Consider the following 25,151-nt stretch of genomic DNA (forward strand, 5'->3'; position numbering starts at 1 on the left):
CATTACTGGCTTACTTTTTTTATAAAGTCTTGCTATATTCAAGACCAGTTAGATAAATGGTTACATTATTGAGAAATTCTTGTTTATTATTGGCCGTACGATGGGCATGAATATCTTCAATCAAACCAGTTAACTGATGTTCTTGGACATAAGTACGCATATATAAAATAGATTCTTTTAATAGCTCATTACCATTCATTACTTCATGCCGTAGTTTTTGTTCTTGTTGGTAGTCCATTAATTGACCAATTAACAAATTATGCAAAGCTGTGATTGCTTGGTGGCTTTGTTGTAATGAAAAATTTTGATTGATGAGCAATTGAATCATTGTTTCTAAATGCTCTAGTCGACTAGGAAATGCTGGAACAGTATGAATTTCGATTTCAGCAGCACAAGGAAATTGAGAGTACAAGTCATAATAGTTTTCCATAAATTGTAAAAGCTGTTGCTTCCATGGCATGTTGGTATTGGGAACGACTAGCATATCTTCAATTGTTTCAGCCATTTTTTGTAAGAGTTGTTGTTTATTTTTAAAATACCAATAAAGTGCAGGTGCTTGAACGTCCATTTTTTTTGCTAGAATACGCATAGAAAGAGCGGATAGTTCTTTTTTTTCTGCTAAAATTTCAAAGGCATTTTGGATAATAATTTTTTGTGAAAGCTTAGGTTCCATTTAATCGACCTCTTGTATTGCATTATTTTTTTAAACATGGTAAATTGTTATGCGGTCTTATTTTACAGTGTTAAAGAGAGACTGTCAATTTAACTAAAGGGGTGTAGATAACACATGAATCTAATTTTAAGACATGCGAAGAAGTATAAGATGGCTGTCTTTATTTCATTGGTTTCCGTAGGAATTATGGTCGCAGCTACGTTATGGCAACCAAAACTATTACAACAAGTACTTGAAGCTATTATTACAGAAGATAACGATGAAATGAAAACAATTGGTGTCTATCTGATTGGTTTAGCTGTATTAGGACTGCTTGCAGGTGTGACGAATACGATTTTCTCTGCCAGAGTAGCGCAAGGTGTAAGTGCGGATATTCGAGAAGAGGCGTTTCGAAAAATCCAAACGTTCTCGTTTGGGAATATTGAACAGTTTTCTGCAGGAAACTTAGTTGTTCGTTTGACAAATGATATCACGCAAATTCAAAATTTAGTGATGATTTCTTTACAATCACTTTTTAGAATTCCATTTTTATTTATTGGTGCATTTATTTTGGCGATGATGACAATGCCTCAATTGTGGTGGATCATTGTTGCATTGATTGTTGCAGTTGTTATCATTACTGGACTTTCTTTTACAAGAATGGGGAAACACTTTATGATCATCCAACAATTGATTGATAAAGTGAACAGTATTGCGAAAGAAAATCTCATGGGCATTCGTGTAGTCAAATCTTTTGTACAGGAAAAGAACCAGCTAAAAACATTTACCAAAGTGAGCGATGAATTAACTGAACATAACATTATTGTTGGAACTTTATTTTCAGTCATGATTCCTTCCTTCATGTTAGCAGCTAATTTAGCAGTGGTTGGTGCGATTTTCTTTGTGAGTGATTTGGCGAAAGATGACCCTACTTTAATTGGTGGGATCGCTTCTTTTATGAACTATTTGATGCAAATCATGATGGCAATTATTATTGGCGGTATGATGATGATGATGACTTCAAGGGCTGCTGTTTCACTTAAACGAATCAAAGAAATCTTGGATACAGAACCAGATTTAACTTATCTGGATGTACCTGAACAAGAATTAACAGGCTCTGTAACGTTTGACCATGTTTCTTTCCGTTATCCTGGTGATGATGAAGATACCTTAAAAGATATCAGCTTTATGATTGAACCCGGAGAAATGGTTGGGATTGTAGGTGCAACGGGAGCAGGTAAGTCAACGTTAGCACAACTGATTCCAAGACTATTTGATCCAACAGAAGGAACAGTTGAAGTGGGTGGCGTTGACTTGAAAACGGTGAATGAGAAAAGTTTACGTAAAACAGTTTCCTTTGTTTTACAAAAAGCCATTCTCTTTTCGGGAACAATTGCACAAAATTTGCGCCAAGGAAAAGAAGATGCAACAGAAAAAGATATGGAACGTGCATCTAAAATTGCGCAAGCACAAGAATTTATCAGTAAATTGGTAGAAAGCTATGAAGCACCAGTTGAGGAAAGAAGTAGTAATTTTTCTGGGGGACAAAAGCAACGTTTATCTATTGCGCGTGGCGTAATTGGTAATCCTAAAATTTTGATTTTGGATGATAGTACTAGCGCCTTGGATGCTCGTTCAGAAAAATTAGTTCGTGAAGCATTGAATCACGAATTGAAAGAAACGACGACAATCGTTATTGCACAAAAAATTGCGTCTGTAGTCAAAGCGAATCGTATTCTAGTATTAGATGAAGGCCGCTTAGTGGGAGAAGGTACACATGAAGAATTAGTTGCAACTAATCAAGTGTATCAAGAAATTTTTGAAACACAAAAAGGAATGGAGGAGTAATCAATGACTGATTTAATTAAAGCAAGTAAATTTTTCTATCATTATTTGAAACGTTATAAATTCTCCTTTTTCTTTATCTTTGTGACAGTGATTATTGCTACTTACTTACAAGTGAAGGCTCCACAATTTGTTGGGGAAGCTTTTCAGGAACTAGCAAATTATGTGACAGGATTAATGCAAGGCGTTGATGACAAGAGTAAATTCCTTGATATTATTTGGAAATTGTTGATTTTCTATGTTTTAGCTAGTGCTGCAAACTTTATTTATAGTATTTTGTTTACGCAAGTAGTTGGAAAATCAACAAACAGAATGCGTATTGGATTATTTAATAAACTTGAAAAATTGACGATTCGCTTCTTTGATTCGCATCAAGATGGTGAAATCTTAAGCCGCTTTACAAGTGATTTGGATAATATCCAAAATAGTTTGAACCAAGCATTGCTTCAAGTTATTACGAATGCGGTGTTGATGGTTGGTATTTTAATTATGATGTTTCGTCAAAATGTGGAATTGGCCTGGGCAACGATTGCTTCCACGCCAGTTGCCATTTTGATTGCTGTATTTATTATTCAAAAAGCACGAAAATATGTCGATTTACAGCAAGATGAAGTTGGTAAGTTGAATGGTTATATGGATGAAAAAATCAGTGGACAACGTGTGATCATTACCAATGGTTTACAAGAAGAAACGATTGATGGTTTTCTGGAACATAACCAAACAGTGCGTAAAGCAACCTATAAAGGTCAAGTGTATTCAGGTTTACTATTTCCAATGATGCAAGGAATGTCGTTGGTCAACACGGCAATCGTGATTTTCTTTGGTGGATGGTTAGCCTTGAATGGTGATTTAGAACGTTCTGTCGCATTAGGATTAGTAGTAACTTTTGTTCAATATTCACAACAATATTATCAACCATTGATGCAAATTTCTTCTGGTTACAGCATGATCCAATTAGCAATTACAGGTGCGAGAAGACTAAATGAAATGTTTGATGAACCAGAAGAAGTTAAGCCAGTTGATGGGAAAGCATTTGACGGTGTGGAACGAGAATTAGCCTTGAAACATGTTGATTTTGGCTATAAACCAGATAATTTGGTTTTGAAAGATGTTTCGATTAAGGTGAACAAAGGCGAAATGGTCGCTCTAGTTGGTCCAACTGGTTCTGGTAAGACAACGATCATGAATTTATTGAATCGTTTTTACGACGTCAATAACGGTGCGGTTATGATTGATGGGACAGACATTCGTGAATTTGATTTAGATATGTTACGTAAACATGTAGGGATTGTGTTGCAGGAATCTGTATTATTTTCTGGAACGATTCGCGAGAATATTACGTTTGGTAAACCAGAAGCAACAGATGAAGAAGTCGTCAATGCGGCGAAACAAGCCAACATTCATGACTTTATCATGTCACTAGAAAAAGGCTACGAAACGGAAGTTTCAGAAGAAAATAATTTGTTTAGTACGGGACAAAAACAATTGATTAGCATTGCACGGACGATTATTACGGAACCAAGTTTGTTGATTTTGGATGAAGCAACAAGTAACGTGGATACGGTCACAGAAGCAAGAATCCAAAAGGCGATGGATGAAGCAATCAAAGGTCGTACAAGTTTTGTGATCGCACATCGTCTCAAAACAATTTTGAATGCCGATCGCATTGTTGTTTTACGTGATGGGGTAGTAATTGAAGAAGGAAACCATCATGAGTTACTAGCGGAAGATGGCTTCTATGCAGAACTTTATCATAATCAATTTGTATTTGAATAAAAGTTGGTGAAAGACCGATTAATTTCGTCAACGAGAGTTTCTGCAAAAAGAGAGTCCAGCTATTTTTAGCTGAACTCTCTTTTTTTCTTCTTTTTCTCAATACAATAAAGGATTGGTGGCTGATTTTTTTGATTGATGAATTGATAAGTTAAAACATTGTATTGTTCCTGTGGCAATTGTTGGCAAAATTCTTGAACCATATCAAGTTCGTGTTCTCCACCCGCATGTCCGTAGTAAACAACTAAAATCAATCGACCTTTCGGAACTAGCCGCGCTAAAATTTCTTCCATTGCTTTCTTGGTTGTTTGTGGCAAAGTAATAATTTTTTTGTCACTTTGTGGAAGATAACCCAAATTGAAAATTCCTGCTTTGATTGGTTGACTAATTGGAATGACTTCACCAAGCGTTTCATGTCCTTGTAAAAATAAAGTAGTACGTTCTACCAGGTTCGCGGCTTTTAATTTTTCTTGGGTGGAATCCATTGCTTTTTGTTGGATATCGAAGCTATAGACATGCCCTGTTTTACCAATCAGCTCAGCCATGAAAATAGTATCGTAACCATTTCCCATTGTGGCGTCCACTACTTGATCGCCGGGTTGTAAGACTTCTTTTAATAAAGTGTGGCTAAAATGAAGTGCTGTTTGTAGCATCTATACGAGCTCCTTTGTTCGAACGTTGAATTTTCCTTGGTAGCTATCACGACGAATTAATTCTTCATCAATTGCATTCAAAACTTCCCATTTTTTCAAGCTCCACATTGGTCCAATTAGAGAATCCCAAGGTGCATCACCAGTTAAACGATGAATAATGATTTCTTGAGGAATCATTTCCAATTGATCACAGATCACATGAACATAGTCTTGCTGACTCATTAGTTGAAGGCGACCCTCGTGATAATCACGAAGCATACGTGTTTTGCGCATCAAGTGCATGAGATGCAGTTTGATTCCTTGAATATCGGAATCTAGGATTGTTCGGCGAACATTTTCTCGCATCATTTCTAAAGACTCTCCAGGTAAGCCATTGATTAGGTGTGTACATACGCGAATGTCGTGTTTACGTAGTTTACTTACGCCATCTAAATAAGTTTGATAGTCGTGTGCGCGATTGATTGAAATCGAAGTTTCTTCAAAAGTTGTTTGTAGACCGAGCTCAACCCAAAGATAGAGACGGGTATTTAATTCAGCTAGATAGTCTACCACTTCATCTGGCAAACAATCTGGACGTGTACCAATTGAAAGTCCAACAACGCCAGGAAGATTGATGACTTGTTCAAAGCGTTCTCGAATCACTTCAACAGGAGCATGTGTATTAGTGAAATTTTGAAAATAAACAATATATTGCTGTACATGTGGCCATTTTTGGTGCATCATGTCAATCTCTTTATGAAATTGGATAGGTAGTGGATCTTCAGGTGCGACAATCATGTCTCCCGACCCAGAAACACTACAAAAAGTACAACCACCATGAGCTACTGTACCGTCACGGTTAGGACAATCAAAACCGCCATCGATAGGCACTTTGAAAATTTTCCCACCAAATTCATTACGCAAAGCATAATTCCATGAATGGTAACGTTTATTTCCTTCTGCATAAGGAAATTCCATTTAAATTCCTTCTTTCTTTTTCTTCGTTAGGTAATCGATTCCTTATTTTTTAAATAAATCGGATAAGTGTAACATAACCAAGTTAATCCTAATAAGTAACCACCTAAAACATCACTTGGGAAGTGTACCCCCAAATAAATTCGACTAATACCAACACTTAAAATAATCAATCCTAAGATAAATTGCAACAAAATTCGTACCGTTTTATTGTTTATCAAATGAGGTAACAAAAAAATCAATGTACCGTATAAAATCATGCTTCCTGTCGAATGTCCACTAGGAAAGCTGTAACTTGACTCACTAACTAAGTGGGGTAATGTAGGGCGATCACGCATAAAAAATAATTTGAGCAATGGATTGGTGATTCCGGCAATCAAAATGAAATTAGTTGCTAACCAAATTAGTTCGATATGTTTCTTTTTGATCCATAAGAAACATATCAAGCAAACAAAAATAGAAATGACGGTTAATGGATTTCCTAATTTTGTCACCATCATTTGGTAAGCGTTCCAATGTGGTAAAGGTGCTCGAATAATTGAAGTAAAAAATTGATCGAAGCTATGAAGCTGCGATAAATGAAATTTTACAAAATAACTAAGAGTTAAGAAAAGTACAAGAAAAATACTCCCTGTAACTCGAAATGATTTGTTTTGGTTCATAAAGTTCCTCCTTCGTATAATGAAATCATTATAGCATTTTTTTAATTGCTAGATTTTTTACTCAAAAAAATCAAATGAAAAAACGATGAATTTTAGATGATAATATCCGACGTAATGTTGACGAAAAAGTTTGGTAATATTTCTGAAATAAAAATGGACGTTCCTAAAAAATATTGATTTCCCGCAAGGTATAGCTATCAAGGGTTTTGTAAAACTAGTTGATTGGGTGTTACGTAAAATTACATATAGATTACAAAGGATAACAAAGGGTTTAAAGAACTTTTAATGTAGTTTAAGAAAAGTTATACTTATAGTAACTGAAAATGGATGCGGAGGATAGAAAATGGAGAAGGCAACGATTGGAAGAAAAGAGCGGAGACGCCAAGAAGAAAAGAAACGTTTTCGAAATGCAAAACGTGGAGTAGCAGCAGTTGGTACTGCAATGGTTGGTTGTTCTGTTGCGGCACCGTTGATCCAACCAGTTCCTGTAGCAGCAAATGAGCTACCTGCTCAGGTTGGTGCGAGAATCAATACTTCAGCATTTATCGCAGAAATATCGACTTATGCGCAACCCATTGCTCAAGCAAATGACTTATATGCTTCGGTTATGATCGCACAAGCAGTTGTTGAGAGTGGCTGGGGAAGTAGTGCGTTGTCACAGGCACCTTATCACAATTTATTTGGAATCAAAGGCAGTTACCAAGGTCAAACTGTTTATATGAATACATTAGAATATTTAAACAACAAATGGGTGACAAAAAAAGAACCTTTCCGTCATTACCCATCTTTTGCAGAATCATTTAGTGATAATGCATATGTGTTGCGCAATACTTCTTTTGGCAATGGCTATTATTATGCTGGTACTTGGAAAAGTAATACTAAGTCCTATACGGAAGCAACTTCAGCATTAACTGGTCGTTACGCGACAGATCCAACTTATTCAACAAAATTAAACAATATTATTGTAACTTATGGCTTAACTAGATACGATACGCCTGCAACTGGTAACGCTGGTGGGGGAGCTACAACTGGTTCAGGCGGTAGCGTGAATACAGGAGCAGGCTCGAATAGTTCTGTGACGAACCCAACTGATAATGGTTCTACGACTGTAACATCAACATATACTGTTAAATCAGGGGATTCTGTCTGGGGTATTGCGAATGCCCATGGAATTACGATGGCCCAATTGATTGATTGGAACAACATCAAAAATAATTTTGTCTACCCAGGTCAACGTTTGACGATCAAAGGGGAACAATCAACTGGCTCATCAACCAATAATTCTGGAAGCAATACAAATTCTTCGGGTAATAGTAATCCAACAAATACACAACCAAGCAATGGTTCAAAATATACCGTTAAATCGGGTGATTCTGTTTGGGGCATCGCAAATGCCCATGGAATTACAATGAATCAATTGATCCAATGGAACAATATCAAAAATAATTTTGTCTATCCAGGTCAACAATTAGTTGTTTCCAATGGCGCAACGACAACAGGTTCATCAAACTCAAATACAAATCAGTCAACTAATACAGGGAATGCAGGTGCAGCGACAACTGGTTCTTATACGGTCAAAGCTGGTGATTCTGTTTGGGGCGTGGCAAATGCCCATGGAATCACGATGGCACAACTTGTTCAATGGAATAAAATCTCGAATAACTTCATTTATCCAGGTCAAAAACTAATCGTGAAGAACGGGACATCAAGTAGTGCTACAACCAATAACAATAATAATACTACTGCGAACAACAGTAATTCAGCTAACTCTTCAGCAGGAGCAACTACTTCTTCTACCTACACGGTGAAAGCAGGCGAATCTGTTTGGGGTGTGGCAAATAAAAATAATATTACAATGGCTCAATTGATTGAATGGAATAATATCCAAAATAACTTCATCTACCCGGGCCAAAAATTGATTATTAAGGGTGGCTCTACTGCATCAACTAATTCGGCAGCAGCTACGACTGGAAATAATACAGCGAATAATGCAACGCCTTCAAATAATACAAAGCCAACGACAAGCACAAGTACCAGTGGAGATACACTTTACACGGTGAAGGCAGGCGAATCCGTTTGGGGTGTAGCAAATAAAAATAATATCACGATGGAACAATTCATTGAGTGGAATAATATAAAAAACAATTTCATTTATCCAGGTCAGAAAGTCATTGTGAAAAAAGGGTCAGCACAAACAACAGCACCTGCTACTAACTCTGGGGCTAAAAAGTATACAGTAAAAGCTGGTGAATCTGTTTGGAGCGTTGCCAATGATCACAATCTTTCAATGGCGCAATTTATTGAGTGGAATAATATTAAAGACAATTTCATTTATCCAGGTCAAAGTGTGGTAGTTGCAAAATAAATCTGAACATTTTGTCAAATACTATTTGAACTTGCTGGAGATATTTGTTACTATGAATCTACTTAAATAAACAACACTTGAAAAGGAATTAGTAAAAAGTTGGAAGTTTTAGAGAGCACATGGTTGGTGAGAATGTGTACGGACGCTTTTGAACTCGCCTTTGAGTTGCCTTTGCTGAACATAAAAGTAAGCAGTGGCGGTGACGACCGTTACAACGTTTGAGGCCTATTTCCAATGGAAAAGGTAAATATTAGGTGGTACCACGTAGATTACGTCCTATAAAAAGAGCAATCTTTTTATAGGATTTTTTTGTTTTTTTATCGGTAGAACGAAAAAAATGACGAAAGTAACTTGCTTTCAACAAAAAAATGCAGGGGGACAAAAAATGAGTTATAACCATAAAGAGATAGAAAAAAAATGGCAAAAATATTGGGCGGAAAATCACACTTTTAATACCCAAGATGATCCACAAAAACCAAAATTTTACGCACTAGATATGTTTCCATATCCATCTGGTCAAGGATTACATGTGGGCCATCCAGAAGGATACACAGCAACAGATATTCTTTCACGTGTAAAACGTAGTCAAGGTTTTAATGTGTTACATCCAATGGGGTGGGATGCATTTGGACTTCCAGCAGAGCAATATGCGTTAGATACTGGGAATGATCCTGCAGAGTTCACGAAGAAAAATATTGAAACATTTCGTCGTCAAATCAATTCTTTAGGCTTTAGTTATGACTGGAATCGAGAAGTGAACACCACAGATCCAGAGTATTACAAATGGACACAATGGATCTTTACGAAATTATATGAAAAAGGTTTAGCTTACGAAGCAGAAGTTGCTGTGAACTGGGTTCCAGAACTAGGAACAGTGATTTCAAACGAAGAAGTTATTGATGGAAAGAGCGAACGTGGTGGCTTTGATGTCGTACGTAAACCGATGCGTCAATGGATGTTGAAAATCACGGCATATGCCGATCGTTTACTAGACGATTTGGAAACAGTTGATTGGCCAGAAAGTATTAAAGAAATGCAAAGAAACTGGATTGGTCGTTCAGTTGGGGCGAATGTAGAGTTCAAAGTAGCTGGAACAGATAAATCTTATACAGTTTTCACTACTCGTCCGGATACATTATTTGGAACAACTTATTCTGTTCTAGCGCCAGAATTAGATTTGGTTCGTGAAATCACGACGCCAGAACAAAAAGCAGCAGTTGAAGCGTATATTGAAGAAACGGCGAAAAAATCTGATTTGAAGAGAACAGATCTTGCCAAAGAAAAAACAGGAGTATTTACCGGCGCGTATGCAATCAATCCAGTGAACGGCAAAGAAATTCCAATTTGGATTGCCGACTATGTACTTGCTTCTTATGGGACAGGTGCGATTATGGCTGTTCCTGCGCATGATGAACGTGACTATGAATTTGCCAAAACGTTCGATTTACCAATCCAGCCAGTTATTGAGGGTGGCGATCTTTCAAAAGCAGCACATACGGAAGATGGATCACATATCAATTCTGAGTTTCTAGATGGTTTGAATACAGAAGAAGCCATTGCTAAAATGAATAGCTGGCTTGAAGAAAATGGATTTGGTAAAAAAGAAGTTAGCTACCGTTTACGTGACTGGTTGTTCTCACGTCAACGCTATTGGGGAGAACCAATTCCAATCATTCATTGGGAAGACGGCACGGTAACTGCCTTACCAGAAGAAGAATTACCATTACGTTTGCCAATCACAGATAACATTAAACCAAGTGGTACTGGGGAATCGCCATTGGCAAATATCACGGATTGGGTCAATGTTGTTGACCCAGAAACAGGCAAAAAAGGTCGTCGTGAAACAAATACGATGCCACAATGGGCCGGTAGCTCTTGGTATTACCTACGTTACATTGATCCACATAATAAAAAAGAATTAGCAAACTATGAAAAACTGGAACGTTGGATGCCAGTGGATATCTATGTGGGTGGTGCTGAACATGCAGTGCTACATCTATTATATGTTCGTTTCTGGCATAAATTCTTGTATGATATTGGCGTTGTTCCAACAAAAGAACCATTCCAAAAATTATATAACCAAGGAATGATTTTAGGCGAAAACAATGAGAAAATGTCAAAATCACGTGGAAATGTTGTGAATCCAGATGACGTAGTCGAAACTTATGGTGCGGACACATTACGTATGTACGAAATGTTCATGGGTCCTTTAGATGCTTCCATTGCATGGAGTGAAAATGGCTTAGAAGGTAGCCGTAAATTCTTGGATCGTGTATGGCGTTTGATCGTAGACGATAATAATAAAATGCGTGATCGCATCACAACCATCAATGACGGCAAGCTTGCAAAAGTTTACAACCAGACAGTAAAAAAAGTAACAGAAGATTATGCAAGTATGCACTTCAACACAGCTATTTCCCAACTAATGGTCTTTGTTAACGAAGCTTATAAAGCTGATGCATTGCCTTATGAATATGTTGAAGGATTTGTTCAATTGTTAGCTCCTGTTGCACCACACTTGGGCGAGGAACTTTGGTCAATTTTAGGAAACGAAGATGGCATTTCTTATGTTCCTTGGCCAACGTATGATGAAGCTGCGTTAGTTGAAGATGAAATCGAAGTTGTTTTCCAAGTCAATGGGAAGGTTCGTTCTAAAGCAAATGTTGCGCGTGACTTAGGGAAAGATGAACTTGAAAAAGTAGCTTTAGCAGATGAAGTAATCCAAGAACAAATCGCTGGGAAAACAGTTCGTAAAGTAATCGCTGTCCCAAATAAATTAGTTAATATTGTTGCAAACTAAGTGTATTATCAAAAGTACTAAGAATAAAGTCTGGGACAACAGTTAAAATCTAGTTATTCCAAACATAATTTAAATTTAAAAACCGTCTAAAATGAACGTTTCAAAAACGAATTTTAGACGGTTTTTTTATATTTTTTTTGTTAACTTCATTTTTGTTTATGAACGAAACTAATAGATTGACTAAAAAAATCAGCGTGGATTCATCCGCTCAAGTTGGTAAAGACAAAAAACGATCAATCCCCTGTTTAATTGTTTAATCGCTATATTTAAATTGCGTATTCGAAAAGATACATCACTGATGCTAAGAAGAATAATTATCTAAAATAGGTGTTATAGTTATTTTTTATAACGCATGAAAAAATTGTTTCTTTCTTTCAAGCAGTGTTAAGATTTAAGAAGAATAAAATATAAAGGGATGAAAGATATGAAAAAAATCATCATCTTTGGTGATAGTATTGCTGCAGGACTTTTTCAAGGAGAGGTTGCACAAATCCTAGACCGCTATCTTTTACGGACACTGGAACTTTCAGGACATTCAGATTTTGTAATCAGTAATTTAGGTCAAAGAGGCGATTCGACAGAAAGTGGATTAAAACGTCTAGTAACGATGGATACTCAAACATTGCAATCTGACTATACAGTGATAATTCTTGGCATTAATGATGCAATTAATATTCGAACCAATCAATTGGAGTATCAAAGAAATCTTGAAAAAATCATCAACTATTTTTCTGACAGTAAGGTTATCTTAGTAGGACCTAGCTATGTAGATGAAGCAATCAAACAACAAACGGATCCTAAGATATTAGGTGAGTATGTTCAACTATCAAAAGAAATAGCTGAAAGAATGTCGGTCGAATTTATCGATTGTTACCATCAAGAAACTTCTTTTGAGGAACCAAATTTATTTATACAAGAAGATGGTCTGCATCCTTCTAAATTAGGTTATCATTTCTTAAGCTCGTTGATTGCTCAAATCATAATGAGTCAAGAGACGCAGGTATAATCTCCGTATTCGTTAATCTGGTGCATCATTGTACAAACGGATTGAGATAAGGTTTGTCCGTTTTACAAGTGCGCAAAATAGTTTCAATAATAAAACCTCCTTTCATAGACTAAAAGTGGTTAGTTCCCATGTTTTAGATCGAAAGGTGGTTTTTCATGTAGTCAAGCAAATAAATAGTGAGCATTTATAGGATAACTACATGCTCTTTCAATGGAGAAAAAAAGGAGTAGATGGTATGAAATTCACAGAGAATGTTGAAGCTTATTTACAAAAGAAATGAGTGGGAAAAAGTGAAAAATTCGCAACAGGAATCAAGAACCAAATAGAAGAAAGAAGCAAACAGGATGAGAAGAATAGCTGACTTCTGGATAGGGTGGGCTGAATAAAGCAAATAAAATCGATTTAAAAGATTTTTTAGCCGCTGAACAACGAAATGTCGAAGAGCGAAACAAAACAATCTAAAAATAAATCGCCTTACATAAAAATAGACTGCGATTTTCTTCGCAGTCCATTTGCATTATTTGGGATTAACAAATTAATGTGTACAGGCATAAGCAAAAAATTAAAGGTGTTTATCCTCGATGAGTCGCTTCACGATAGCATAATCGCCTTCATAAGGGACATCTTCACCATTGATTTTTTGATAAGGATCAACGCCTTTTCCGGCAATGACTACGGAATCTTCGGCTGTACTTGCAGCCAAAGCCTGTTCAATCGCAGTTGGCCGATCCATTTCATAATGAATAAGTAACTCTTCGTTCGTGATTGCCTCAGCAATTTCATCGGCAATCTTTTGAGGATCTTCAAAAGCTGGATCGTCGGCAGTTAAGAAAACAACATCTGCTGTTTCTGATAAGACATTTCCAAAATCATGGCGTCGAGAAATAGCTTTGTTTCCAGGACTGCCCAAGACAACAATAACACGTCCTTTAGGATGTTCACTTTTAGCAAATTTCAATAAGGTTTTTAAACTTAAATAATTATGTGCATAGTCGACATAGACATGCGCGCCGTTGTGCTGAATCAGCTGATCCATTCGTCCAGGAACACGGGCTGTTTTTAATCCAGTTTGTGCATCTTCGATTGAAGCACCAGTCAAAGCAGCTGCAATGATTGCACTAGCCGCATTTTCTTGATTGAAACCGCCAGCAAGTAAAATATTATAATCTGCTTCAATTGGTAATTGACCTTGATTACTTGTCAAAGTAAATGGATGACCAGAGCCAGCTAGGCTTGTGACTTGATAAGTTGTTTCAGGCGAACGCCCATATACGATTGCAGGTATGTGGTAAAGGTCAGCAGTTTCTGTCAGTAGCTCGAAATAATCACTTTCATGATTCAAGACAACTGTTTTAGAGTTTAAAATCAATTGGCGTTTACAGTAAAAGTAATCATCAAATGTTGGATGTTCGATTGGACTAATGTGGTCGGGTGAAATGTTTAAGAAAATGCCGACATCTAATATTAGTCCATAGACACGCTGTGTTTTATAAGCCTGAGAAGAAACTTCCATCACTAAATGAGTCATCCCATTCGCGACTGCTTCAGCCATCATACGATATAAATCCAAAGATTCTGGTGTAGTTAAATGAGATTTGAAATAAGTTTGTCCATCTAACGTTGTATTCATTGTCGAAAGTAAGGCAGTTTTATTATTTGTCGTATGTTCTAAAATTGCCTTGGTGAAATAAGCTGCTGTTGTTTTTCCTTTAGTCCCAGTATAACCAATAACTTGTAGCTTTTGTTGTGGGTAATCATAGAAGGCCATCGCTAAGATTGCCATCGCTTTACGAATGTCTGTAACGATAATGCCCACAGCAGATACTTCGTAAGGTTGTTCAGCGACATAATAAGCGAGTCCTTGCGAAACAGCAGATTGTAAATACGCTTCTTTAAAGTTCAGACCTTTACAAAAAAACAAAGTTGATTCATCTACTTGGCGAGAATCATAACTAATATTTTCAAATGAAAAATTAGTTGGCGCAGTTAAATGCCAGCCTTGATCGGAAACAAATTCTTTTAATAAATTTTCTTTTAGTAATAACTCACGGATATCTTCTAAGGAGAAGCTCATTGATTGATCCCTCGCTTCGTTGAAATTTCTAACTAATTATAGCATAGCATGAAATGTTTTTCTTTAATGCAGGGTTCTTTTTAGGAAAAACGTTTAGGATCAAACTACCTAAGAAAATTAGCCATGTTTTGGTGGGTGAAACAGAAAGGACTCGAAAATCTGCTTTAAAAAGAAACCGAATCCAAAAAAAGCACATCTTCACAGAAAAACCATAGAAAAGAGATTGCCAGTTTCTTGTTTAACAATTAAAATAATAGTAATGTTTTGAAGAAAGTTGGAAAAATTGAGATGAATAATCAAAGAGGACCGACAGAAAAAGTTTTAACAGCCCAAGAAAAAATGGCTCGAGGCTCTGCTTGGATGACAACAAGTAATATCCTTTCGCGTTTATTGGGGGCAATTTATATTATTCCATGGTATGCCTGGATGGGTGAAAACGCCAAAGCAGCAAATGGTTTGTTTAACATGGGCTATAATATTTATGCATTGTTTTTATTGATTTCAACAGCTGGGATTCCAGCAGCGATTGCCAAACAAACAGCTCGTTATAATTCATTGAATGAATATGGTACTTCTCGCCGACTTTTCTTCCGTGCGTTACAAATGATGGGGATTTTAGGTATTATTTTTGCAGCATTCATGTATCTTGCTTCACCGTGGCTTGCCCATGCTTCTGGCGGCGGAGATGAATTGATTCCAACGATGCGTTCATTAAGTATTGCTGTATTAGTATTTCCATGTATGAGTGTGATTCGTGGGTATTTCCAAGGAAATCAAGACATGATGCCTTATGCACTTTCACAAATTGTTGAACAAGTTGCACGAATTTTTTACATGTTATTGATGACATTTATCATCATGAAGATGACTACAGGTGATTACGTAGCTGCAGTCACTCAGTCAACGTTTGCGGCATTTGTCGGAATGTTAGTTAGTATTGTCGTTCTACTTTATTATTTACGCAAACAACAACCTCTGATGACTCAGCAGGTTGAACACAGCAATAACCAAGTGAATGTAGCAACTAGAAAACTATTATTGGATACTATGAAAGAAGCTATTCCATTTATCATTGTTGGATCTGGAGTAACGATTTTTAAATTGGTTGACCAGTTTACGTTTATTCGAATCATGTCTGCAACGACAGAATATTCAAAGGCTCAGTTACTTGATCTATTTTCTATTTTCAGTGCAAATCCAGATAAATTAACGATGGTAGTCATTGCTCTAGCGACATCGATTGCGGCAACAGGTTTACCATTGATTACAGAAGCAGTCACATTGAAAGACCGTCCTGGATTGGCTAAGTTAACTAGTGGGAATCTACAGCTTTTTTCTTTTGTCATGTTTCCTGCTACAGCGGGTGTGATGTTGTTAGCGTATCCTTTGAACACACTATTTTACACACCAGATGTATTAGGTAGTAAAGTATTGGTTCAAGCAAGTTTTGTAGGATTATTTTTAGGTTTGTATATGTTGATCTCTAATATGTTACAAGGAATGTTTGAAAATCGCGCAGCTATTCGGTATTTGCTGATCGGCTTTATCGTGAAATTAATTTTACAGTATCCCGCAATTAGAATATTTCAAGTTTACGGACCATTACTTGCAACAATGATCGGGTTTGCTTTTTCTTGTATTTTGATTCTCCGAAAAATGCACCAAGTTGTACGTTTTCGAGTTGGTTTTGTTTGGCGAAGAACATTGCTGATTTTTATCATGACGTTATTGATGTTGTTAGTAGCAGGATTAGCAAAGCAGTTTTTAAGTTTATTTCTAAGCCAAGATAGTAAATTTGAATCATTGATTTTAGTCGTCTGTGTGGCTGGTGTTGGTGCAGCAGTTTATGGCTATTTAGCATTAAAAATTCGCTTAGCGGAGAAATTATTGGGCAGTAGTATGGTCCGATTACGTTATCGCTTACGAATCAAATAAAAAGAAAGAAGAGGAAGTTGCGACAAACGTCAATAGACTGTTGTTGCAAGTTCCTTTCTTTATAGAAAGTAGGGAAACGCGTGCGGTTAGATAAATTTTTAGCAGATGTAGGGCTAGGTAGCCGAAAGGAAGTCAAAGGGCTAATCAAAAAAGGCCAAGTGACCGTTAATGGTAAAGTAATCAAAAGTGATAAGTTTCAGGTAAAAGAACTCACGGATGAAATTGCTTATTTAGATGAAAAACTTACTTATCAAAAAAATTTTTATTATCTTTTAAATAAACCTGCAGGTGTAGTTTCTGCAACACAAGATAACTATGATGAAACTGTTTTGGATTTGTTGAATGATTTTGATTATCGTGAAGATCTGTTTCCAGTAGGCAGGTTGGATAAGGACACAGAAGGCTTACTGCTCATAACCAATGATGGTGCTTTAGCACATCGATTATTGTCACCAAAGAAACATGTTGAAAAAGAATATTTTGCAAAAGTAACTGGGGTGATGACAGCAGAAGACGTTCAATCTTTTTCAAAAGGATTAGTCATCAGCCAAGGAGAAGAAACATTACCTGCTGTTTTAATGATCGATGCAGTGAATGAAGTAGAAGAGACGTCAGAAATTCGTTTGATTCTTCATGAGGGAAAATTTCATCAGGTAAAACGAATGGTGAAAGCAGTTGGAAAAGAAGTCACCTATCTAAAAAGAATCCGAATGGGAAATGTTGTGTTGCCTGCAGACTTAGCACTAGGTGAATATCGAGAATTGACGGTAGAAGAATTAGCAAAAATCCAAGAAAAGTGAATACTTAAAAAAATAGTTGATTTAACTGCGTAGTTACGTAGTCAAATCAACTATTTTTTAGCACAAACAAAGGAAGGTGAAATTTACTGTATTTCTCCTTTTTTTATTGGACAAATTCAGAATTAGCCAACAACCTATTAAAAATAGTTCAATGTCAGCTATAGTTTGTTTCATTATACCTATAATTTGTTTATTCAATCTTGTTTTTGAAAGCGCTATAATAACGGTGCGAACAAGTTGAAAGGAGTTTTTTGATGAAAAAAAGAAAGGGGTTAAAACATTTTTTTTCAATGGCTTGGCGTTTTAAAGCCTTGATTTTAATGGCTGTTCCTGGGATGTTGTGGATGATCTTCTTCTTCTATATTCCAGTGTTAGCAAACGTGGTTGCCTTTAAAAATTTCCATATCTCTGCAGATGGATTTTTGGCAAGTTTGAGAGAGAGCCCGTGGGTTGGTTGGGAGAACTTCAAATTTTTATTTTCTTCAGATCAGGCATTTTTAATTACTAAGAATACGATTTTGTACAATGTAGGCTTCATTACACTAAACTTACTGATTTCGGTTGTTTTTGCCATTATCATGAGTGAATTAAGGAATAAAAAGTTAGTAAAAGTGTATCAAACAATGTCATTACTACCTTATTTCTTATCTTGGGTTATCATTAGTTACTTCGTTTATGCCTTTTTGAGCCCAGACAAAGGGATTTTCAACCAATGGCTTTTAGGTCATGGAAGAGAAGCAATCAATTGGTACAATGAACCGAAATATTGGCCATTTATTCTATTGTTCATTGGGACGTGGAAAGGGATCGGCTATAATAGTATCATTTACTTTGCTTCAGTCATGGGAATCGATCCAACTTACTATGAAGCAGCTATGGTTGATGGCGCAAGCAAATGGCAACAAATCAAACATGTGACGATTCCTCAATTAGTACCCTTGATGTCGATTTTAACGATTTTAGCTGTCGGAAATATATTCCGAGCTGATTTTGGATTATTCTATAATATTCCACGAAATTCAGGCGCACTGTATGATGTGACTCAAGTTTTAGATACGTATATCTTTAATGGACTGACTTCTACAGGTGACTTTGGAATGACTGCAGCAGCTGGATTGTATCAGTCAGTTGTAGGATTTGTTTTGTTAATGACTACGAATGCGATCGCACGTCGTTTCGACAGCGAATCAGCATTGTTTTAGGAGGAGGATTCGATGAAAAAGAAAAAAGTAGAGCAGGTTCAAGTGCGAGCTTTCAGCAAACCAATGAATCTCTTTTCTAACTTATTGATCGCGATTTTTGCCTTCTCCTGTATCTTGCCGTTTCTATTTGTTATCGCGATTTCTTTGACAGATGAAACAGCGTTAGCAACTAATGGTTATAGTTTCTGGCCAGAAAAATTCAGTACATTTGGTTATACGTATCTATTTGGGCAAATGCAAGAGAAAATTTTCCAAGCATTATTTGTAACAGTTTTAGTGACGGTTTTAGGAACCTTGATCAATAGCACAGCCACTTCGCTGTATGCCTATGCAATCTCCCGCTCTAATTTCCCATTCCGTCGTTTCTTTACCGTTTTTTGTTTAATCACGATGTTGTTTTCACCAGGGATGGTGGCAAACTATTTGGTGATGACCAATTTACTTCAATTAAAAGATACGATTTGGGCACTGATTTTGCCAATGGCAGTTAGCCCATTTAATATTATCGTGATGCGAACTTTCTTTAAACGTTCAGTTTCAGATTCGATTATTGAATCTGCTCGAATCGATGGAGCAAGTGAGTTGCGGATTTTTATTCAAATCGTGTTACCCTTAGCAGTTCCTGGAATTGCGACAATTAGTTTATTTGCTGCTTTAGGTTACTGGAATGATTGGTTTAACGCATTACTTTACATTCAAAACGATAACTTAGTCCCATTACAATACTTGTTGATGAAGATTCAAAGCAATATTCAATATCTAACACAAAATGCGGGTGCTGGAAGCCAGCTTGCCGGAGGTTTAGCAGCTGTACCAGGAGAATCAGCACGAATGGCGATTGTTGTTATCTCAACATTGCCAATTGCGATTAGCTACCCATTTTTCCAAAAGCATTTTGTCAAAGGATTAACGATTGGTGGAGTCAAGGAATAAATAATAAATTATTTTATTTAGGAGGAAGTAAGATGAAGTTATGGAAGAAACTAGCCTTTACAGGAGTTTCAGCGTTGATGGTTGGTACATTAGCTGCTTGTGGGGGAGGATCAAGTGCAAGTAGTAATTCAGAAGGATCTGACAGCAAAACGTTGCAAATGTATCAAATTGGTGATAAACCAGACAATTATGATGCCTTGATGGAAGTTGCGAATAAACGAATCGAAGACAAAATTGGTGTGAAAGTCAATATCAACTATATTGGCTTTGGGGATTACGAGAAAAAAATGAACGTAATCATTTCTTCTGGTGAAAATTATGATATCGCTTATGCAAACAACTATGTTTCTAACGCTCAAAAAGGTGCTTTTGCCGACCTAACGGAGTTAGCGCCTAAATATGCTAAAGATGCTTATGATGCGTTAGATGAAGCTTATATCAAGGGAAACTTAGTCAATGATAAATTATATGCCTTTCCAGTAAATGGAAATGTTTTTGCTCAACAAGTGTTAACTTTTAATAAACCACTGTTAGATAAATACAACCTTTCAATCGATGGTATCGAATCTTATGCAGATGCCGAAAAAGTGTTACAAGAATTCCACAAAAAAGAACCAAATACGGCTGCTTTTGCCATTGGTCAAGGTTTCAAAGTTCAAGGCGACTTTGATTATCCTTTAGGAAATACCTTACCGTTTGCGATTGACTTAAATGGAGACAAAGCAAAGATCATCAATCAATATGACAACAAAACTTATGTTGATTTACTTCGTACGATGCATAGTTGGTACCAACAAGGATTGATTCCAAGTGATGCGGCAACAAGTAGCAAAGATTATCCTTTAGAAGGAAATACTTGGTTACTACGTGGCGAAACACAAGGACCTTTCGATTATGGCGACACAATTTTAAGTAATGCAGCCAACCAAGAATTAGTTTCTAAATCAATCACTGTTCCTTTAAAATCAACAGGACAAGCACAAATGGCAAACTTCGTTGTTTCAAATACTTCAAAAAACAAAGAAAAAGCTGTTGAATTTTTAGGCTTGCTTAACAGCGATGCTGAATTATTGAACGGATTAGTTTGGGGGATTGAAGGCGAGGCTTGGGAAAAAGTAGATGGAACCAACGACAAGATCAAATTGTTAGATGGCTATCAACCAAAAACTCACATGTCTGCTTGGAACACAGGGAATAATGCAATCTTATATACACAAGAATCGATTACTGATGAAATGATCGCTAAACGCGACAAATCAATTGAAGAAGCTGAAACTTCACCAATCTTAGGCTTCAGCTTTAATACAGATAGTGTTAAAACAGAAATCAGTAATATCTCAAACGTTATGAATCAGTATATGGATGGATTAAACACCGGAACGGTTGATCCAGATGAAACATTGCCTAAATTGCTCGAGGCATTAGATAAAGCTGGTTACGAAAAAGTGTTAACTGAGATGCAAAAACAATACGATGAATTTCGAAAATAAATAAGTCTGACAGCGAGCGGTTCCATCTGCTCGCTGTTCTTTATATAATAAGAGAGAAAAGATTATGTTTTGAAAAGGAGATATTATGTTAGGAAAAGCTTTGGAGACATTGTTCATTCGCGTGTGGGTAGTAGTTAAACTAACACTTTTTTTCTGGTTGTTTAGTTTAGCCGGAGGAATTATTTTAGGGATTGGACCAGCGTTGAAAACAATCAATGAATTATTTTATCATTATGAGTTTGCGTACAAAGACATCACAATCAAGCAAGGCTGGTACTGTTTCAAGAAATATTTTAAGCGAGGAAATTATTTGTTTTTCTTCTTTTTCGCAGCACTAGCTATTCTAAGTTATAATCTTTACCTTTCTGTTCAAATACAGGGACTCTTATTTTTGGGAATTGATTTTATTTTGTTATTTGGGTTACTTTATTTGTTTGCAACGTATCAATGGAGTTTGATTTTAGATAGTGAATATGAAATGACATTCGGCAATGTGATCAAGTTAAGTTTTATTTCAAGTTTATCGAGTTTCTCTACATTGTTGAAGATGATTATTGGCAGTGGTGTTATTCTTATGTTGACATGGCATTTCAAAGGCTTATTGTTATTTGGGTTACTGGGTTTATTGACCGTGTGGAATGTGTTGGCAACGAAAAAATGGCGCGAAGAATTAGCGATCCGAATGGAAAACTATGAATAATCCATTCAAAGTTTTATTTTCAAAAGGAACGTTGCTCAACCGTTTGTTACGTAAGTACGCAGTAGTAATGACTGTACTCACAATTGGTGCAACAATTATTTTTAGTATCCATACTTGGAGTCAAAATAAAAATCAAGCAGAAAATGTTACCAATGAAGCACTGCAAACGACAAATCGAATGTTAAATGACAAAACAACATTAAGCAAAATTATCAAAGATCAACTTCTTGGAAGTCCAGAAAAAATTGAAAATGCGACAACTTATCTGACTCAACCAATTGATCAGTATTTAATGTATGCATACACGCAACAAAGCAAAACGAATGAACTTTTATCTTTTCCCAATGAGATGTTGGATCTTTACGTCAACTATGAAGAGATAAGTTCTCTTTACATTGTTTTTAGTCAATTGCCAGAGTATTTTGAATCTACCAGAGATCATAAGGCTGGTATTGTCAAAACAGGAACACCAACACTAAAAAATGCTTTTTATATCAAAATGCCGATTACCCAAGGTGGCACGGAATTGGGAAGTATCTTTGTTGGGTTTCAAAAGAAAGAACTAGAGTCTAGTTTGGAAAGTCTGAATGCTTTTAATGGCTTGTCTTTATATATGATTTCTGGCTCTGCTAATCGCCTGTACACTTTTCATAGCGCAGGGCTTACGCAAGAAAGTCGAAAAAAACAAGAAGCGCTGATCACACAAGAATTGGATAAGAATTCTGGATTACCTTTGTCGAAATTGGAAGAACATAATTTTGTTTCCTATCAGGAATTATCCGGTGAGTATCGTATACTAGCAACGTTAGACCAACAAAATGTGTATCGAGAGACGGCAAGAAGTCTGGCGCCATTAATTATTGGTGTGATTCTTTTAGTTAGTATTTTATTAGTCTTCTTATACAAAACATTTAAGCGTTATTCTCAGCAAATCGACGTAGTAATGCGTGCGATGAACGAAGCGGCAAATGGTAATCTAGACACACGAATCGCCCAAGAACAAACAGAGTACGAGTTGAAAGATTTAGCACAAGGTATCAATACAATGTTGGATAGTATCAACCAATATGTTGAAGATATCTATAAATTAGAAATCAAACAAAAAGATGCACATATGCGCGCACTACAAGCACAAATCAACCCTCATTTTCTTTATAACACCTTGGAATATATTCGAATGTATGCGTTGAGCGAGGGAAGTGAAGAACTTGCGGAAGTGGTCTATGCTTTTTCTGCATTATTAAGAAATAACACGAATCAAGAAACAAAAATCAGTCTTAAAGAAGAGCTGAATTTTTGTGAAAAGTATGTATTTCTCTACCAAATGCGTTATCCTAATCGTGTAGCCTATCATTTTACGATTGAGGAATCTCTAGAACAAATTGAAGTACCAAAATTTGTGATCCAACCATTAGTTGAAAACTATTTTAAACATGGTATTGATTTTACTCGTTATGACAATGCGTTGAGTGTAAAAGTTTTTCAACAAGGATCATTGGTACAAATTCAAGTGAAAGATAACGGTAAAGGAGTTACTCCAGAGCAATTAGTAGCAATTGAAAATCGATTGGTACACCCAAGGGTTGAGTTGCACGAGTCAATTGGTTTGCAAAATGTAAATGAACGTTTACGTGCTAATTTCGGGAGTACTTACCGGATGAGGTTATTTGCAAATGAAGAAGGTGGCTTGACGATCAAAATTACATTTAAGAAGAAGGAGTCTGAAAATGTATAAAGTGTTGCTGGTTGATGATGAATACATGATTTTGAATGGATTGAAAAAAATTGTTGATTGGTCCAGTTTTGGCTTTGAAATCGTAGCAACAGCAGAAAACGCGATGGAAGGGTTATTAGTTTTAGAAAAAACAGGTATTGATTTAGTTATTACAGATGTAACCATGCCAGAAATGAATGGTTTAGAGTTTATTGAAGCAGCTCAAAAGGAACAATACGCTTTTGAATTCATGATTCTTTCTGGCTATCAAGAATTTGAATACCTCAAAGGTGGTATGCAACTTGGGGCAGTTAATTATTTGATGAAGCCTGTAAATAAAATAGAGTTGATTGAAAGCTTAAAAAAGGTCAAGGAACGTTTGGATCAGCAAAATGAACAAAAAAATCAGCAAGAAATTTATCAAGAACTTTTATTTAGTCAATGGCTGAATGAAGAACTAGATGAAACCAGCGAAGAAGAATTTTTGAGCGGATTACCTCAAGGGACACAACAAATTTTATTGATTCAGCTAGAAAGAATCTATGAATCTGCTATTATTCCATGGTTAAAGGAGCATCAAGTAACTACTTATTATCAGCGAAGTTTTGGGGATATGACTTGCTTTACCATCTTGCTTAGTCCTCAAAAAGGCAGCGATTTTTGTCACTATTTTCAAATGAAGTATCCAAAGCAAGATTGGTTGATTAGCGTGGGCGATGAAATAAAAGAAGTGGATGATATTCCTGAAAGCTTTCGTCGAGCAAAAGACCAGTTACAGCTTCAACAATTTTACGGTGAAACTAGACATGAAATCATTCGGTCGATTCCTGCAGAGAATCAAGATCAGTTAATTGATTTTTCAACGTTTAGTCGTGCACTTCAAAGTAATCAGCTGGATTTAGTTCAACAAATGATTCGTGAGTTTTTTGAACAATTCCAGTCAGCAGTCATGACTCCTGAGGACATTCGACATTTTACTTTTTTATTATTTATGGATATTCAACGAGAGCTGATTACACTAGAAGATGATGAATACTTAAAAGGCATTCAACAAATTAATCAGGCAAAAAATGTAAATGATCTTCAAGAATTATTGCTCTCTTTAATTCGTAAGCAACAAAAGCAAAAAAACTACAGTGAAAATATCAAACAAGTGCTACAAATACTGCACGAAAATTACCGAGAACCATTAACGTTAAAAGAAGTGTCTGAAAGTTTACACCTAAACGTGATGTATCTTGGACAACTGTTTAAAAAAGAAACGAAAAAAAGCTTTTCTACTTATTTGAATCATTTGCGAATGGAGCAAGCAAAATGGTTGCTTTTGCATAGTGAACAAAATATCAATGAAATTTCAAACGAGATTGGTTACAATAACACCACTTACTTCTCTAAGTTATTTAAGAAAATCGTGGGACAATCACCAAAGGAGTATCGAGAAAAACCTCTTACTTAAACTAGTTTCAAGGAAAAGGTAGCGGGAACGGCGGTTAGATGCAGATGCTTTTTTGCATAGATTGGAATTTCTGATTGTGGAATGTTAGTGACCAAGAAAAAAATCAAAAAGACTGAACCACAACGTGTTTACGCTTG

Annotated in this window: 18 protein-coding genes and 1 other annotated feature; of the genes, 13 read left to right on the forward strand and 5 right to left on the reverse strand. The window is 36.2% G+C overall.

Annotation, left to right across the window (positions count from 1 at the left end; all coding sequences use genetic code 11):
* Positions 1 to 19: 19 nt before the first annotated feature.
* A complete protein-coding gene (locus DOK81_RS09635) occupies positions 20 to 673 on the reverse strand; it encodes a TetR family transcriptional regulator (protein ID WP_206910348.1) in 654 nt (217 codons plus the stop codon).
* 114 nt (positions 674 to 787) lie between these two features.
* Between DOK81_RS09635 and DOK81_RS09640 the strand changes: the two genes are divergently transcribed.
* Together DOK81_RS09640 and DOK81_RS09645 are read left to right on the forward strand one after the other, a co-directional pair.
* Positions 788 to 2,500, forward strand: coding sequence for an ABC transporter ATP-binding protein (locus DOK81_RS09640; protein ID WP_206910349.1), 1,713 nt, complete (start codon positions 788 to 790; stop codon positions 2,498 to 2,500).
* Between the two features lie 3 nt (positions 2,501 to 2,503).
* Positions 2,504 to 4,273 (forward strand): ABC transporter ATP-binding protein, encoded by a 1,770-nt coding sequence (locus DOK81_RS09645; protein ID WP_206910350.1) that lies wholly within the window; start codon positions 2,504 to 2,506, stop codon positions 4,271 to 4,273.
* Positions 4,274 to 4,338: 65 nt separating this feature from the next.
* On the opposite strand, the gene DOK81_RS09650 is transcribed toward DOK81_RS09645, so the two are convergent.
* The 3 genes from DOK81_RS09650 to DOK81_RS09660 are packed head-to-tail and all read right to left on the reverse strand — an operon-like array spanning position 4,339 to position 6,539.
* Positions 4,339 to 4,923 (reverse strand): class I SAM-dependent methyltransferase, encoded by a 585-nt coding sequence (locus DOK81_RS09650; RefSeq protein WP_206910351.1) that lies wholly within the window; start codon positions 4,921 to 4,923, stop codon positions 4,339 to 4,341.
* Entirely contained in the window at positions 4,924 to 5,880 is a 957-nt protein-coding gene (locus tag DOK81_RS09655; protein WP_206910352.1) for a TIGR01212 family radical SAM protein, read from the reverse strand.
* A 26-nt stretch (positions 5,881 to 5,906) separates the two neighbouring features.
* Entirely contained in the window at positions 5,907 to 6,539 is a 633-nt protein-coding gene (locus DOK81_RS09660; protein ID WP_206910353.1) for a phosphatase PAP2 family protein, read from the reverse strand.
* Positions 6,540 to 6,882: 343 nt separating this feature from the next.
* Here DOK81_RS09660 and DOK81_RS09665 point away from each other — a divergent pair, with 343 nt between their 5' ends.
* From DOK81_RS09665 to DOK81_RS09675, 3 genes are all read left to right on the forward strand, one after another.
* On the forward strand, positions 6,883 to 8,904 hold the full coding sequence (locus DOK81_RS09665) for a LysM peptidoglycan-binding domain-containing protein (RefSeq protein ID WP_206910354.1): 2,022 nt from the start codon (positions 6,883 to 6,885) through the stop codon (positions 8,902 to 8,904).
* 69 nt (positions 8,905 to 8,973) lie between these two features.
* Positions 8,974 to 9,186, forward strand: a binding site (T-box leader).
* A gap of 103 nt (positions 9,187 to 9,289) precedes the next feature.
* A complete protein-coding gene (leuS, locus tag DOK81_RS09670) occupies positions 9,290 to 11,704 on the forward strand; it encodes a leucine--tRNA ligase (protein WP_206910357.1) in 2,415 nt (804 codons plus the stop codon).
* A gap of 424 nt (positions 11,705 to 12,128) precedes the next feature.
* Entirely contained in the window at positions 12,129 to 12,710 is a 582-nt protein-coding gene (locus DOK81_RS09675; RefSeq protein ID WP_206910359.1) for a GDSL-type esterase/lipase family protein, read from the forward strand.
* A gap of 562 nt (positions 12,711 to 13,272) precedes the next feature.
* Here the strand turns inward: DOK81_RS09675 and DOK81_RS09680 are convergent.
* Positions 13,273 to 14,784: a UDP-N-acetylmuramoyl-L-alanyl-D-glutamate--L-lysine ligase gene (locus DOK81_RS09680; protein ID WP_206910361.1), complete on the reverse strand. Its 1,512-nt coding sequence runs from the start codon at positions 14,782 to 14,784 to the stop codon at positions 13,273 to 13,275.
* A gap of 288 nt (positions 14,785 to 15,072) precedes the next feature.
* Between DOK81_RS09680 and DOK81_RS09685 the strand changes: the two genes are divergently transcribed.
* The 8 genes from DOK81_RS09685 (at position 15,073) to DOK81_RS09720 (ending at position 25,014) form a co-directional block, all read left to right on the forward strand.
* Positions 15,073 to 16,719, forward strand: a complete 1,647-nt coding sequence (locus tag DOK81_RS09685; protein WP_206910363.1) for a polysaccharide biosynthesis protein — start codon at positions 15,073 to 15,075, stop codon at positions 16,717 to 16,719.
* Between the two features lie 80 nt (positions 16,720 to 16,799).
* Positions 16,800 to 17,519 carry a pseudouridine synthase gene (locus DOK81_RS09690; RefSeq protein ID WP_206910365.1) on the forward strand — a complete coding sequence of 240 codons (720 nt, stop codon included), beginning with the start codon at positions 16,800 to 16,802 and terminating at the stop codon, positions 17,517 to 17,519.
* A gap of 254 nt (positions 17,520 to 17,773) precedes the next feature.
* Entirely contained in the window at positions 17,774 to 18,721 is a 948-nt protein-coding gene (locus DOK81_RS09695; RefSeq protein ID WP_206899753.1) for a sugar ABC transporter permease, read from the forward strand.
* A 12-nt stretch (positions 18,722 to 18,733) separates the two neighbouring features.
* Positions 18,734 to 19,654 (forward strand): carbohydrate ABC transporter permease, encoded by a 921-nt coding sequence (locus DOK81_RS09700; protein WP_067481675.1) that lies wholly within the window; start codon positions 18,734 to 18,736, stop codon positions 19,652 to 19,654.
* 32 nt (positions 19,655 to 19,686) lie between these two features.
* Entirely contained in the window at positions 19,687 to 21,144 is a 1,458-nt protein-coding gene (locus DOK81_RS09705) for an ABC transporter substrate-binding protein (RefSeq protein ID WP_206910367.1), read from the forward strand.
* 85 nt (positions 21,145 to 21,229) lie between these two features.
* The gene (locus DOK81_RS09710; RefSeq protein WP_206910369.1) at positions 21,230 to 21,844 is read left to right on the forward strand and encodes a DUF624 domain-containing protein; all 615 of its coding nucleotides are present in this window, start codon (positions 21,230 to 21,232) and stop codon (positions 21,842 to 21,844) included.
* The gene (locus DOK81_RS09715; protein WP_242589981.1) at positions 21,837 to 23,579 is read left to right on the forward strand and encodes a sensor histidine kinase; all 1,743 of its coding nucleotides are present in this window, start codon (positions 21,837 to 21,839) and stop codon (positions 23,577 to 23,579) included. The genes DOK81_RS09710 and DOK81_RS09715 overlap by 8 nt, the downstream gene beginning before the upstream one ends.
* Complete coding sequence (locus DOK81_RS09720) at positions 23,572 to 25,014, forward strand: response regulator transcription factor (RefSeq protein WP_206910371.1); 1,443 nt, start codon at positions 23,572 to 23,574, stop codon at positions 25,012 to 25,014. The genes DOK81_RS09715 and DOK81_RS09720 overlap by 8 nt, the downstream gene beginning before the upstream one ends.
* Positions 25,015 to 25,151: the final 137 nt, after the last annotated feature.

Source organism: Enterococcus sp. DIV0660C, from assembly GCF_017316125.1.
Taxonomy (GTDB): Bacteria; Bacillota; Bacilli; order Lactobacillales; family Enterococcaceae; genus Enterococcus_B.